We start from the raw sequence: 13,743 nt of genomic DNA, 5'->3' as shown, positions 1-13,743 counted from the left end.
CAACACCCACATCATAAGCGCTCGCGATGCTTCAACAGATGTTTAAGCGCATCTGCGCCCTTCGTAGCTTAGATTGATAGGGCGGCGGCTTCGCGGCCTCGTGGCGCACAACTGCCGTTTATCCACCATCCATGCCTCGGCAAACGTAGCTCGTCCCCGTGGGAGGTCAGGCATTGGCAGGCGCGTCATCCGGAACGGCTGTGGAAGCACATGGCGGCGATGTCAGCTTCGGCGTCCTGGGGCCTTGGGAGGTGCGGGTCGGTCAGGGCGCGGTGGCGGTGCCCGTCGGGCAGCTGCGGACGGTCCTCGCGTCGCTGCTGCTGTCGGTCGGCCAGTCGGTCTCGACGTCTACACTCGCCGAGCGGCTCTGGCCGGGCGAGGGGCCGGGCTGGCCGCGCGGCGCGGTGCACACCTATGTAACCAGGCTGCGGCGGCTGATCGGGGCGGACCTCATCCAGACCGAGCCGGACGGCTACCAGCTCCAGGTCGAGCCCGACGCGGTGGACCTGCACCGATTCCGCGGCCTCGTGCGCCGCGCCGACGACGCCGGCTCCGCGCAGGAGGAGATGGCCCTGTTACGCGAGTCGCTGCGGTTGTGGCGCGGTCAGCCCTTCGGCAACGCCAGCGGGCCCTGGCTGGAACACGAGGTGATACCACTCCTGACCGAGGAGTGGTTCGGCGCCACCGAACGCCGGATCGACCTGGAGCTGGCCAGCGAGCCGCCGGGGCGCCTCATCGCCGAGCTGACGGAGCTGACCAAGCGTTACCCGACCCGCGAGCCGCTGTGGACGCGCCTGATCACCGTGCTGCACCGCAGCGGCAGGCGGGCGGAGGCGTTGAGCGCCTACCAGCGCGTACGCACGGTGCTGCGCGAGGAGCTCGGCCTGGACCCGAGCGAAGAACTGGTCCAGCTGCACCAGACGGTGCTCCTGGGCGACACCGACGACCACCCGGTCGGCACGGCCGTCCGGCGAAGGACGCCGAGCCCCCGGCAGCTGCCCCACGGCATCGCCCGCTTCACCGGCCGGGAGGAGGAACTGGCGGCACTGGACCGGCTGCCCTCAGGCGTGGCGGCATCGGGCCGGAGCGGGGGAGGCGCGAACGCCCCGATCATCGTGACCATCGACGGCGCTCCGGGGACCGGCAAGACGACGCTGGCCGCGCACTGGGCCCACCGGGTCGCCCATGACTACCCCGACGCCCAGCTCTACCTCAACCTGCGCGGCTACGGGCCGAGCGAGCCGATGACCCCGGCCGCCGCGGCGGAGAGCCTGCTGCGCGGTCTCGGCGTGGAGAGCGACGCCATCCCCGTCGACGTGGACGAGCGGTGCGCGTTACTGCGTACCATCCTCGCCGACCGGCACGCGCTCATCCTGCTGGACAACGCCCGCAACGCCGACCAGGTGCGCCCGCTCCTGCCGGGCGCCAGCGGCCTGGTCATCGTGACCAGCCGCGACCAGCTACGGTCTTTGTCGATCCGGGACGGCGCGCACCGCGTCACGCTGGGCGCGATGCCGGAATCCCAGGCCGTCGAGCTGCTGGCGGCGGCCGTCGGCCCCTCGCGGGTCGCCCGGGAGCCCGCGGCGGCCTCCCGGCTGGTCGAGCTGTGTGACCATCTGCCCCTCGCGCTGGCCATCATCGCCGAACGCGCGCAGCGCGCCGCCACGCTCGCCGAGGTCGTCGACGGGCTGGCGGACGAGAAGGCCCGCCTCGACAACCTGGGAACCGGCGAGAACGATCCGAACATCGACCTGCGCGCCGTTCTGTCCTGGTCCTACGGAGCGCTCAGCCCGGCGGCGGCCGCCACGTTTCAGGCGCTGGGCCTGCACCCCGCCAGCGACATCGCGCTGGAGACGGTCGAGGCGCTGGTCGACCTTCCGCCCGCCGAGGTCAAGCGGGGCCTGGACCAGCTCGTGGCGGCCCATCTGGTCGAACAGCGCCGCCCCTGCCGCTACCAGCTGCATGACCTGATCCGGCTGTACGCCGTCGATCAGGCGCGGTTACACATGCCGCCCGGCGAGCGGCAGGCCGCCGTACGGCGATTCCTCGATCACTACCTCTTCGCCGCCGTGAGCGCCGACCGGCACCTGGTGCCGTACCGCCGCCGCGACTTCCTCGCGCCGCTGCGGCCGCGCCGGCGCCCGCTCGCGTTCGCCGACGCCGACGAGGCGATGGCCTGGCTGGAGCTGGAGTACGACTCCCTCCGGGCGGTGATGTCGTGGGCGGCCACGAACGGGTGGGCGCACTACTCATGGCGTACGACCATGGCCATGACCAGCTTCTACGACGCGCGCATCCCGTGGTCCGACGGCCTGGACAGCCTGAAGTCGGCGGTACGCGCGGCTCGGGCCGCGAGCGAGCCCATCGGCGAGGCCTACACCCTCAACTCCGTGGGCTGCATCTACTCCGACAGAGGTGACGTCGATCTGGCGGAGCGGCATTTCCGCGAGGCGCTCATTCATTTCAAGCGGAGCAAGAGCCCGTACGGCGAGGCCATGGCGCTGTGCAATCTCGGCATGACATATGGCGAGGCCGGAGAATACGAAAAAGCCCAGCGGCATTTGATGCGCGCGCTGGATCTGCACGTGCGCAACGAATATCCCCGTGGCATCGCCCTGGCCCTGGATAACATCGGAATCGCGCAGACCGTGGCGGGCCATTACCGATGCGCGGTCAAGGCGTTCAAGCAGGCGCACCGGATCAACCTGCGGCTCAGGGAGTACACCTCCGACGCGATGTGCCTGCGCCACCTGGGCCGCGCCTACGTCATGACGGGCGACACCCGCGAGGCCGTCCACGCCTTCCGTCAGTCCATCGACCTGTTCCGCCGTACGAGGAACCAGCGCTGGGAGGCGATCACCCTCGCCGATCTCGGCCACGCGCTCAACGGGGCCGGCCACGACGTGCTGGCCCGCGGCATCCTGCGGACGGCGCTCGACCTGATGACCGGGCTGGCCGACCCGCGAGCCCACGACATCGAGGCCGTTCTCGCGTCCACCGGGTGAGAGCGGCCCTTTCCAAGGAGCGTTTCAGCGCGCCGACAGGTCGGTGACAGGTCGGCGAAAGGCGGTTCTCCGTGCGTCGGGATTAGCCTTCTGTCGGAAGCCATTAGCCGCATGTTTTCCTGGCGGATTATTCGCGGCTATGGGTACTGCGATTTTCTCCCGAGAAAGGCTGAAAAGAGAATGAGCGTTTCCCAGAAGCTCGACTTCGACCTCAAGAACCTGCCGATGGACGTTTTCGACCTCGCCGACAGCGGCCTCGCCATCGAGTCGCTGACCGCGGGCCACGGGATGGCGGAGAACGGCGCGTCCGTGCTCTGCCCGAGCGTCTGCAGCACCTCGACGTCGTCGACGAGCTCGAGCAGCAGCTGATTCCCGGCCGGGCCGTCGGCGTGGCGCGGGCGGCCCGGCTCTGGCGCTTCCGGAGGAAATGGTGATCTTAACGAGCGGCGCCCACGTGGAGTCGTCTGTCGTGGTGCGGGTCGCGGGTGTGCCTGTGGCGGCGTTGTCGCGACTGCGCCTCGACAGCGCGTACGGCCGGGCGGAAGAGCTGGCCCGGCAGGCGGCCACGTTACGGCGCGACGGCGAGGCGTTGGCGGAGGCACTGTATCCCCTGATCGGAGCGCTGGATCCCGGCACGGCCAAGCCGGCTCTGGTCGGCCTGCGCCGGGCGCTGCACCAGCGACGACTGCCCCGCGACACCGAATGGAACGCGCGTGTCGCCGCGCTCGTCCCCGCCGACATCGGCGACGCGATCGAATCCTGGATCGTCACCAGGCACCGCCTGGATGAGGAGCGACGCGCGCTCGACGACGTGTTCGCCGCCGAACTGCGGGAGAAGGAGCTCGTCCTGCGTGACGTGGCCGGTCATCCGGGCTTCCGCCGGGCACTGTCCCAGGCCAGCCCGGCCCTGTTCGGCGAGCTGGCCAAGTGGCTGGCGGACCCGCGGCGGCGACCGCGCAGGCAGTCCATGGCCCGCCTGGCGAAGTACCTGGCGAGAGCGGCCGCCAAGACGAGCCCGTACGGCACCTTCATGGCCAGTGGCACGGGGACGTGGGCGGACGGTGAGTCACCCGTACGGTTCACCCCCGCCGAGGTCCATGGAGTGCTCGAGATCCACACCTTCCTCCTCCAGCGGATCGGCGAGACGCTCACCCGCGATCCCCGCCTGGCCCGGCACCTGGCCCTGCGGGTCAACCCGAGCGCGACCTTCCGGGACGGAACCGTCAGCTTCATCGGGCGCTCCGCCGAGGAACCCATCGTGACCCTGCCGGCCACCGCCGCGGTCGAGGCATGCCTGAACCTGGCGGCGCGCCGACCGGGATCCACGCTGGCCGAGCTCCGCTCCCGCCTGGCGGGCGGCGCCGCCGACGAGTCCCCGGTCGAGGCGTTCCTCCAGGCGTTGGTGCGGGCCGGGCTCCTGGAGGAGCAGCACCCCGTCGCCGACCAGTCGGCCGATCCGCTGGGCGACCTGGCCGAATGGGTCGCCGACCATGGGGGAGCCGAGTTCGCGGACGTCGTCCAGGCGTTGCGGCGGGTACGCCGGCAGGCGCGGCTGCCCGTGGTCGTGGACGACGTCGAGGGGCACTGGAAGCGGCAGCACGAACTGGAAGCCGCGCTCACCGACCTGGCGGAACCGCTCGGCTTCGAGCCGGCCGCGCTCGACGGGCAGGGCCGGCACACCTTCCGCGAGAACGCCGTCTTCACGGGTTCGGTGGCGGAGGCCGGGTCGGCGGCATGGCGTCCGGCTCTGGAGGATCTGGACGTGGTACGGCGCTGGCTGGGCGCCTTCGACCTGACGCTGCCGTTCCGGATCGCCCTCGGCGCCTACTTTTCCGAGCGCTTCGGCCCGGATGCCCACGTGCCCCTCCTCGTCCTGCACCGAGCGCTCCAGGAGGTGCTCGCCCAGGACGGCGAGTCCGCCGAGCCGAGCGACGCGGCGCGCGAGGTCGCCCGGCTGATGGGCCCGTCCATGGGGGCGGGCGGCGCGCTGTCCGAGAGCCCGCTCCCGCGGCTGCGGGAGCTGGCCGCGATCCAGCGGGAGGCCCGTCAGGCGGTGCTCGCCCAGCCGGAGCGGGACGGTGTCGTGAGCGTCCCCGCGGAGCTGATCAGGAAACTGGCGGACGACTGGCCGTCATGGGTGGTCCCGCCGCGCTCCCTCGCCTGCTATGTGCAGGTCGTCCCCGGCCACGGCGGGATCGGCCTGGTGCTCAACGCCGCGCACACCGGTTACGGCCGTGGACGGAGCCGGGTGCTGGCCCTGATGGCGGAGGCCACGGGCGAGAGCCGGGCCACGGAGCACCGGCCGAGTGGCCGGGTGCTCGCCGAACTGGGCGGAGTGGCCGCCTCGGCGTTGAACAGACGCGTGCCGCACGTGGCGTACGAGATCGACTATCCGTTCGCGGTCAGCAGCCGTCCCACGGAGGAGCGCATCCCGCTGGGAGACCTCGGGATGGTCCTCGATCCGCGCAATGGCCTGCTCAAGGTGGTCTCGGAGCGGCTGGGCGCCGATCTGTCCGCACTGCATCTGGGCATGATGTCCGACCTGCTGCTCCCACCGGCGGCTCGCCTGCTGATCCAGGTCTCGGGAGAGACGCACTACGTACATCCCAGCATTCCGCTGCTGGCGGATCCGGCCGATCTGGACCTTCCCTCGTCGTTGGTGGCCTATCCCCGCGTGGAGATCGGCGGCGTGGTGATCCAGCGCGCCCGCTGGATCGTGCCGAAGGAGACGCTTCCGGAACGGGCCAAGGGCGAGACCGACGCCGCCTATCTGCTGCGCCTGGCGTCCTGGCTGCACGAGCACGACATCCCGGTGCGATCCTTCGTCCGCTTCGCCCGCCCGGACGGGGGCGCGGGCGAGGGGACGGGGGACTGGACGCAGTGGATTTTCGACAAGTCCCGCAAGCCCGTCTACGTCGACTTCGCCAACTGGTTCCTGGTCACGGCCTTCGAGAAGATGCTGGCGAGTTCGGGGCCGATGGTGATCTTCGACGAGGTGCTGCCCGACTTCGAGGACGCGCTGGGGCCGGACCCCGATGACCCCAGCGTCACCGAATTTCTCATCGAGATCTCTGACCAGGACGGCCGGCATGCATGAATCGGACTGGGTGAGCGCCCACGTCTTCTATCACGAGAACCTGGACCCGCTGCTGACGAACGCGGCCGGTCCGCTGATCGCCGAGCTGGCCGGGAGCGGGCTCGCGGAGGCCACGTTCTTCCTGAGGTACTGGGACGGGGGACCGCATCTGCGCTTCCGTGCGCTGCCTGCCGACCCCGCGCACCGGGCCGAGGTGGAACGGGTCATCGCGGAGCGGTTCGAGAAGTATCTCGCCGAGAATCCGGCGGGTCGCTCCATGAGCCAGCGGGACTATGCCGGCATAGGCGAAGCCCTGGCGCAGTGGGAGGGACTTCCCGGCCATACCGAGCGGCTCTTCCCGAACAATTCCGTGGCGTTCATCCCGTACCGGCGTGAGCACGACCGCTACGGCACCGGGGCCTCGATGGAGGCGGTGGAGCGGCACTTCGCGGAGTCCAGCCGCATCGCCCTCGGCCTGCTGCGCGACGGCCTGCGGCCGGCGGACCGCACCACGGCGGGAGCCGCGATGATCCTGCTCACCTGGTTCTGCGGTGAGCGGGATGTGGTCCGGCTGGCGCCGTGGGTCAGCGTCGACCAGGACCGGCGCGGCGACATGACCGCCGATCTCGTGCAACCGACCGCGCAACCGACGGGGCGTCAGCGTGATCGCGTCATCGGCCTCGCTCGCCGGATGAGAGGGCTCGCCACGCACCTGGAGCACGTCTCCGGGCCGGGCTCCCTGGCGGAGTGGGCCCGATCGGTGTCCACGCTCCGTGACGCGCTGGCCGCCGAGGCCGCCGCCGGCCGGTTCGAGCCGCCGCCCCGAGGCTGGGAGGGGGAGGGCGCGGTCAAGACGCGGCAGGTCCTCACCGTTCTCGACATCTGCGCCCACCTGGTCTGCAACCGGCTGGGCGTGACCGTACAGGAAGAGGGGGCCGTCCGGCTGCTGTGCGCGGACGCGGTGGCCGTGCTCGCGGGGGAGGGGAGATAGTCCGTGCGCTGGAACAGCATTCACGTCCGCTACTACGACCACGACAAGGATCCGTTGATCCTGCACGGAGTACGCCCGCTCTTCCGTGAGCTGGCCGGGCAGGTGGCGGGGCTCTCCTACACCCGGCACTGGCGGCAGGGACCGCACCTGCGGCTCAATTTCCGCACCGACCACGACACCTTTACGCACGTGGTGCGGCCGGCCGCGGAAAAGATCATCGGCGACTGCCTGGCCGAGCACCCTTCATCGCTGCCGCTCGACCCCCAGCAGGAGCTCTCCTCACATCAGCGGCTGGCCGAGCTGGAACGGGACTCCGGCCCCCTGACGCCGTGGTTTCCCGACAACACCCTCCGCGTCGCCGAGTACGACGACCGGACAGAGGTGCTGGGCGGGACGCACATGGCCGACCTCGTGGCGGACTTCTACGCCGACACCACCGACCTCGCCTTCGCGATGACCGAGGCCGGGGGCGGCGCGCGACGGCGGCAACTGGCGTTCAAGCTGATGGTGGCGACGGCGCACCGCCTGTCGGGCACCGACATCTCCCAGGGATACTTCACCTTCAGGTCCCACGCCGAGGCGTTCCTGTCGACCTTTCCCGAAGCGCGCGGGATGAGGCCGATGTGGGACGGCTACTACGGCGAACACCGCCTGACCCTCCTCGCCCAGCTGCGGGCGGTGCTCGGCGGCGACGACGTGGACGCCGCGCTGCTGGCGGACTGGGAGGCCGCGCTCGTCCCGTATCAACGGCGGGGGGCGCGGCTCCTCGAACAGGGCGCGTTCGTCGTGCCGACCGTCAGCGCCGAGCAGGAGTCGAAGCTGGCCGAGTCGAGTCCCTTTCATCGGGCGGGTTACGCCGACCCGGTGTGGGCGGAGATCCGGGACGCACCCGAGTTCCTTTTGTACAGGCTGATGCTCAACCTCACGTATCTGCACATGACCCGGCTCGGCCTCGTGCCGGTCGAGCGCTTTCTCCTGTGTCATCTGCTCGCCAACACCGTGGAGGCGTACCTGGAAGGAAATGGATCATGAGCGGCGAGGCTCCGGCGTACAAGGAACATCTGCGGCTGCGGCCGGGGGTCTACAGCGCGACGGGCGCGAACGGCGAGCTGCACCTGTTCCGTCATGATCTGTGGCGGAGGGTGGCGTCGTTCGGGCCGGTGGGCGCGGGCGGTCGGGCCGTACTGCGTCGCCTGGCCGAGGGGCCGTGCCCGCCGTCGGAGCTGACGGCGATCGGCGCGTCCGACCCGGAATTCCTCGGGGCCCTCCGGAGCGGGGGATGGGTGACGACCACGCTGAGCCATCTCGGCAGGCAGCTGTACACGGTGCAGCCCGTCCGAGCGCCCGACCCCGGCGTGGAGCAGGACATCGACCACGAGGTGAGGCTGTCCGGTTTCGCGGTGTTCCGGCGTGAGGGGGAGGACATCCTCGCCGAGGCGCCGACCTCGTGGGCGCAGGTGCTGATCCATGACCCGGAAGTCGCGGCCATGCTCACGGAGATGGCGCGGCCACTCTCGGCCGCCACGTTGAAGGGCCCGCTGCCCGAAGAGCTGATCGCCAGGCTGCTGCGGGACCTGCGCTGGACCGGCATCGCGATCCCCGCCGGGAGCGACGCGGAGTCCGAGTGGCGACTGCGCCAGTGGCGACCGCACGACCTGTGGTTCCACTCGCGCAGCCGCAACGGGAACGGCGGCTACTTCGACGCCGGATTCGGCCGGACGAAATGGGGACAAGGGCAGTTCCCGCCGCTCCCCGCGCGCCGGGAACCCTATCCGGGTGCCGCGATCGACCTGCGGGTACCGGACCTGGACGAGATCCGCGTACGCGACCTCGGGCTGACCGACGCCATCGAGGAGCGCCGCTCGATCCGCGAGCACGACGACGAGCACCCGATCACGGTCGATCAGCTCGCGGAGCTGCTCTACCGATGTGCCCGGGTACGCCGGGTCAACGTGTGGGAGGGCGTGGAGTACGTCGACACGCCCCGTCCCGCCGGTGGCGGGGTCGACGAGCTGGAGTTGTACCCGGTCGTCCGGAATGTCGCGGGCCTGGCGCCGGGCATGTACCACTACGACGCGCACGAGCACCGGCTGCGCCTCGTCAGCGACCCCGGCCCGGCGGTCGGGCGGCTGCTCTCGACCGCGGGCCGGGCGGCAGCCACCACCACGTGGCCCCAGGTCCTGATCGTGGTGTCAGCCAGGTTCGGGCGGGTGATGTGGACGTACGAGGAGATGCCGTACGCCCTGATTCTCAAGCATGTCGGGGTGCTCTTCCAGACCATGTACCTGGTCGCGACCGCGATGGGGCTGGCCGCCTCCGGGCTTGGCGGAGGTGACGCGCCGGCCTTCAACGAGGCCACGGGAGCCGATCCGGCGGTCGAGGCCAGCGTGGGCGAGTTCATGCTCGGGAGCCGGCCGAGCCCGGCCGCCGACGAGGAACAGGAGTAAACGAACGTGGGCCTACTGCTACGCCCGGATGCGTTCCATGCCCCGGATTCGGCGGGGATGTACCTGCTCACGTATCGGGGATCCAGCCATCTGAAGGGCCGAGCTGTCGGCCCGCTGTTCGACCTGCTGAAGCCCTACCTCGACGGGCGGCACACGCTGGCCGAGCTGACGGAGGAGCTGCCGCCCGAGCGCCGGGCCGCCGTGGAGAGCCTGCTCACTGCGTTGGTAGAGCGGGATGTCGTGAGAGAGGTCGGCGCGCTGCCGGAGCGGGACGTGTTGAGAGACGTCGGCGCTGTGGGTCCGGAGGCCGCCCTGGAATATCCGGAATATCGCCATGAGGTGGCTTTCATCGGACATTTCCGAGACTCGCCTATCAGCATATTTCGGGCATATCGGGATAAAGTGGTGCTCGTTCTGGGGGCGGGGGACATGGTGCCGTGGGTGGCGCGTGCCGCCGTACGGACGGGGTCGCGCCTGGTGAAGATGGCGAGCCTGGAGCACTTGGCCGTCGAATGGGTCGAGCGCGGGCGGCGTACCCCTGACCAGACGGTCGAGCGGCACTTCCTCGCCGACTTCAGCGAGGAGGGGTTGCTGCCCCTGCTCGACAGCGCGGACCTCGTTCTGCACGTCTCCGGCGACGCGGCGCATGAACGGCTGCTCGACCGGCTCTGCGCGGAGCGGGGGATCCCCCTGGCGCAGGCGGTCGTGCTGGATGCTGAGGTCTGGCTCGGCCCCGAGGACCTTGGCACGCGGTCGGCGGCGAACTGGACGGCGGGCCGCCGCCGGGTGGCCGCCCGGCCCGCGCCACGCCCGCCCATCGCCGCCACCGAGCCGGGGGCCGCCGCCGGGGTTGTCGACGAGCCGCGGGCCGCCGCCATCGCCGCCGCCTTGGTCCAAATGGCCTTTCGGACCGCCACCGGGTTGCTGGACGACCGCCGTGCCCGGCTGACCAGGATCGACCTTTCCACGCTGCGCCGGACGTCACATGCCTTCGTCCCGCACCCCTACGCCCGGTCGGCCGAACCCGCGCTTCCCGGGTCCGCGCTCTCCGGATCTGCGCTCTCCGGATCTGCTGACCCGGCCCGCGACGGTGCGGTTCTCGGTCGGGAGGCGTTCTCCCGGCGGGCGGTGGTGTGTGCCGACGATCTCCTGGGTGTGTTCGGGGAGCCGACCGAACGCGATTACGCGCAGATTCCCCTGCACGTCAGCGAGGTGGAGGTGCCCGACCCGGTCGGGCTGCTCGGTGGCGCTGTCTCAAGGGTCGTCGGCACGGGTCTCGACTTCGAGTCCGCGCGCCACCAGGCCGCCCTGAAGGCGTTCGCCGTCTACGCCTCGCTGATGGTGGATCCGCGCCGGCTGCTCTCGGCGGACGGCCGCACTCCGCTGGCCGCGCCGGAGTCCGACCCCGATGTCCTGCTCGCGGACCTGCGGGCCGGCAGGATCAGCGGGTTCGTCCTCGGCCACCGGCTCGCCGACGGCGGGACGCTAGTCGTCGCCGCCGACGTCGCCTTCCCCGTGCTGTCCGGCACGAGCCTGGCCGACGGCCGGGCGCCGAGCCGGACTGTGGGAGTCACTGGGGGCATAGCCGGGGGAGTCCCTGTGGGAGTCACTGGGGGGATTGCCGCGGGAACCACTGTGGGAGTCACTGCGGGCATTGCCGCAGGAATCACTGCTGGAACCACTGCGGGCATCGCCGCCGGATACAGCTGGCAGGAGGCCGTCGACGTCGCGCTGGCCGAGCAGGCGGGACGGCTGGCGCTCGCCGATCTGGAGCACCGGACGACGCCGTTGCCCCGGTTCGACCTGGACAGCGGGTGGCTTCCACCGCGCGGCGAACGGTACAGGTCCATGATCCAGGCCACGGGCGAGGCGGTCACCTGCTACGACCTCACCGGGCCGGCGGAGATTCCGGCCGCCATGAGTTACCTGGGTGACATACCTGTCGGATACGCCGGTGGCTTGTCGGCGGCCGAAGCCGTGACCGGCGCGCTCGAACAGGCCCTCCTCCATTACCAGGCGCGGCAGAACGCCCAGCCCGTCTACGCACCATCCGCGCCGCCGGGCATACCGTCCGAGCTGCGCGGTTCGGCGATCCGCCGCCTGCCCGACGCCTCCCGTACCGACTCGGCGAGTCTGGTGTCCGCGCTGGTCAGACGCGGTCTCTCGCCGGTGGCGGTGCCCCTCGACCACGATCGTGAGGTTCATTCGATCATGCCGTACACCGTCCACGTGGTGCTGACCCATGCATGAGATCGCCGTCCTCGGTGAAGGGCTGCTCGCGGAGAGCATCGTCGCGGCGCTGTCCGGCGGCGGATCCTCCGTCTCGCCCCTCGTGACCTCCGGCGCGGTCGCGGCCGTCGTGGCCCATGACCGCTGGGACCTGTCCGGCTATGCCGAGGTCAGAGCCGCCGCCGGGGAGGCGGGCGTGCCCTGGTTGCCGGTACGTGCTGAATTGGGGCGGGTCGTCCTCGGTCCCCTGGAGGAGGCCGGGCTGCCGGGCTGCGTGGACTGCGGCGAGTTCCGGCGGCGACTGGCCCATCTCCAGCCAGACGGGCACGAGACGGTGTGGCGAGAGCAGGGGGCCACCCTGTCCGCGCTGCCGTCGGCCTGGCTCACCGGACTCGCGGCCGACCTCGCCGCCACCTTGGTCACCGAGGAGATCGCCCGGCTGGTCAACCGGGAAGCCGTGGTCACCGCGCGCACGAGAAACCGGGAGACCGCGCGCACGAGGTCCGCCTTCGTCTACCTGGATCTGGAGACGCTGGCCGTCGAGCCGCACCCGTTCCTGCCCGACCCGCTCTGCGGCACCTGCGGGACGCTGCCGCCCGACGACCGGTCGCGGGCGAACATCTCCCTCCGGTCCCGCCCCAAACCGGCCCCGGACGTCTACCGGCTCCGCTCGATGACCGGCGAGGTGGACACGCTCAAAGCCAGGTACGTCGACGGCGAGAGCGGTCTCATCCGATCCGTGCTCAAGAGCACCGAAGGCGGCATCGTGGTCGCCGCGGCGCCCATGGGCCTGCGCCAGGGCTCCACCGAGTACGGCTTCGGACGTACCCGTAACTACCAGGGCAGTCAGGTCACCGCCATGCTGGAGACGCTGGAACGGCACGGCGGCATGGAGCCCGGGGGAAAGCGCACCACGGTGTCGGCCGGTTACGCCGAAGTCCGCCACGACGCGATCGACCCCCGGACGCTCGGCCTCTATCCGGCGGAGCGGCATCGGCTCCCCGGTTTCCCGTACCGTCCGTTCGACGAGGAGCAGGTGTGCCGCTGGGTATGGGGGTACTCCTTCGCCCGCAGCGCTCCCGTGCTGGTCCCCGAGACCTACGCCTACTACCGGGCCCGCCACCATGACGCCGATCGCCCGCCGTTCGTCCAGGAGGTCTCCAACGGCTGCGCCCTGGGCGGCAGCCTGGAGGAGGCCGTCTTCCACGGGATCCTCGAAGTGGCCGAGCGCGACGCCTTCATGATGACGTGGTACGCGCGCATGCCGGTCCCGCGGATCGACGTGACCTCCGCCCGCGACTCGATGATCCCGCTGATCATCGAAGCCATCGAGGCCGAGAGCGGCTACCAGGTGATGCTCTTCGACACCACCCTCGAACAGGGCATCCCCTGCGTCTGGGCGATGGCCGTCGACCCCGGCGACGACGAGAAACGCCCGAAGGCGGCCTGCTCGGCGGGCGCTCACCCGGTCCCGGAACGCGCGATCGAGAACGCGCTCAACGAGCTCGGCCCGCTCCTCGCCGACCTCATCAAGCGCTATCCCGACCACATGGACGAGGCCGGCCGGATGGTGGACGACTCGTCGCTGGTGAAGGAGATGGAGGACCATCGCCTGTTGTACGGCGACCACCGGACGTACGACCGGCTGCGCTTCCTGACCGAGACGCCACGGCGGCGGCACATCGACGACCTTCCGTCGCCGGCGCGACTCCGCAACGCCGATCTCCGGGACGATCTGATCGAGCTGGTCGACCGCTACCTGGTCACCGGTGCGGACGTCATCGTGGTGGATCAGACGACCCCCGAGCACGAGGTGTCCGACCTGGCCTGCGTGAAGGTCGTCATCCCCGGCACCCTGCCGGTCACCTTCGGCCACGACTACCGGCGGGTCGACGGTCTGCCGAGGTTGTACGAGGTGCCGTACCGGCTCGGCTACCGAGATAGGCCCCTGGAGCCGCAGGACGTCAACCCGTACCCGCACGCGTTCCCGTAGAA

The 13,743-nt window shown here is 70.7% G+C and carries 8 protein-coding genes; all 8 read left to right on the top strand.

Annotated features, from left to right (window positions below; all coding sequences use genetic code 11):
• The first annotated feature begins 200 nt into the window (after nucleotides 1-200).
• The 8 genes from ACGFJ2_RS16830 to ACGFJ2_RS16795 all read left to right on the top strand — a co-directional run bounded on the left by ACGFJ2_RS16830 (nucleotide 201) and on the right by ACGFJ2_RS16795 (nucleotide 13,741).
• Nucleotides 201-3,005 carry a BTAD domain-containing putative transcriptional regulator gene (locus ACGFJ2_RS16830; RefSeq protein ID WP_357952463.1) on the top strand — a complete coding sequence of 935 codons (2,805 nt, stop codon included), beginning with the start codon at nucleotides 201-203 and terminating at the stop codon, nucleotides 3,003-3,005.
• 180 nt (nucleotides 3,006-3,185) lie between these two features.
• The gene (locus ACGFJ2_RS16825) at nucleotides 3,186-3,374 is read left to right on the top strand and encodes a thiomuracin/GE37468 family thiazolyl RiPP peptide (RefSeq protein WP_355448036.1); all 189 of its coding nucleotides are present in this window, start codon (nucleotides 3,186-3,188) and stop codon (nucleotides 3,372-3,374) included.
• A 58-nt stretch (nucleotides 3,375-3,432) separates the two neighbouring features.
• On the top strand, nucleotides 3,433-6,102 hold the full coding sequence (locus tag ACGFJ2_RS16820; RefSeq protein ID WP_393468979.1) for a lantibiotic dehydratase: 2,670 nt from the start codon (nucleotides 3,433-3,435) through the stop codon (nucleotides 6,100-6,102).
• Nucleotides 6,095-7,072, top strand: coding sequence for a lantibiotic dehydratase C-terminal domain-containing protein (locus ACGFJ2_RS16815; RefSeq protein ID WP_393468976.1), 978 nt, complete (start codon nucleotides 6,095-6,097; stop codon nucleotides 7,070-7,072). The genes ACGFJ2_RS16820 and ACGFJ2_RS16815 overlap by 8 nt, the downstream gene beginning before the upstream one ends.
• Nucleotides 7,073-7,075: 3 nt before the next feature.
• Nucleotides 7,076-8,104, top strand: a complete 1,029-nt coding sequence (locus ACGFJ2_RS16810) for a thiopeptide maturation pyridine synthase (protein ID WP_357952466.1) — start codon at nucleotides 7,076-7,078, stop codon at nucleotides 8,102-8,104.
• A complete protein-coding gene (locus ACGFJ2_RS16805) occupies nucleotides 8,101-9,519 on the top strand; it encodes a SagB family peptide dehydrogenase (RefSeq protein ID WP_393468973.1) in 1,419 nt (472 codons plus the stop codon). The genes ACGFJ2_RS16810 and ACGFJ2_RS16805 overlap by 4 nt, the downstream gene beginning before the upstream one ends.
• A 6-nt stretch (nucleotides 9,520-9,525) precedes the next feature.
• Entirely contained in the window at nucleotides 9,526-11,769 is a 2,244-nt protein-coding gene (locus ACGFJ2_RS16800) for a YcaO-like family protein (protein ID WP_393468970.1), read from the top strand.
• Nucleotides 11,762-13,741, top strand: a complete 1,980-nt coding sequence (locus ACGFJ2_RS16795) for a TOMM precursor leader peptide-binding protein (RefSeq protein ID WP_393468967.1) — start codon at nucleotides 11,762-11,764, stop codon at nucleotides 13,739-13,741. The genes ACGFJ2_RS16800 and ACGFJ2_RS16795 overlap by 8 nt, the downstream gene beginning before the upstream one ends.
• The last annotated feature ends 2 nt before the right edge of the window (nucleotides 13,742-13,743 follow it).

This window comes from Nonomuraea sp. NPDC049028, from assembly GCF_043197735.1.
Lineage (GTDB): Bacteria > Actinomycetota > Actinomycetes > Streptosporangiales > Streptosporangiaceae > Nonomuraea.
This window is presented reverse-complemented; position numbering and strand designations above follow the sequence as displayed.

Excerpts from the sequence above, each read along its gene's own strand:
- ACGFJ2_RS16825 (WP_355448036.1), top strand. The coding sequence starts at position 3,186 with ATGAGCGTTTCCCAGAAGCTCGACTTCGACCTCAAGAACCTGCCGATG.
- ACGFJ2_RS16820 (WP_393468979.1), top strand. The coding sequence starts at position 3,433 with ATGGTGATCTTAACGAGCGGCGCCCACGTGGAGTCGTCTGTCGTGGTG.
- ACGFJ2_RS16815 (WP_393468976.1), top strand. The coding sequence starts at position 6,095 with ATGCATGAATCGGACTGGGTGAGCGCCCACGTCTTCTATCACGAGAAC.
- ACGFJ2_RS16805 (WP_393468973.1), top strand. The coding sequence starts at position 8,101 with ATGAGCGGCGAGGCTCCGGCGTACAAGGAACATCTGCGGCTGCGGCCG.
- ACGFJ2_RS16795 (WP_393468967.1), top strand. The coding sequence starts at position 11,762 with ATGCATGAGATCGCCGTCCTCGGTGAAGGGCTGCTCGCGGAGAGCATC.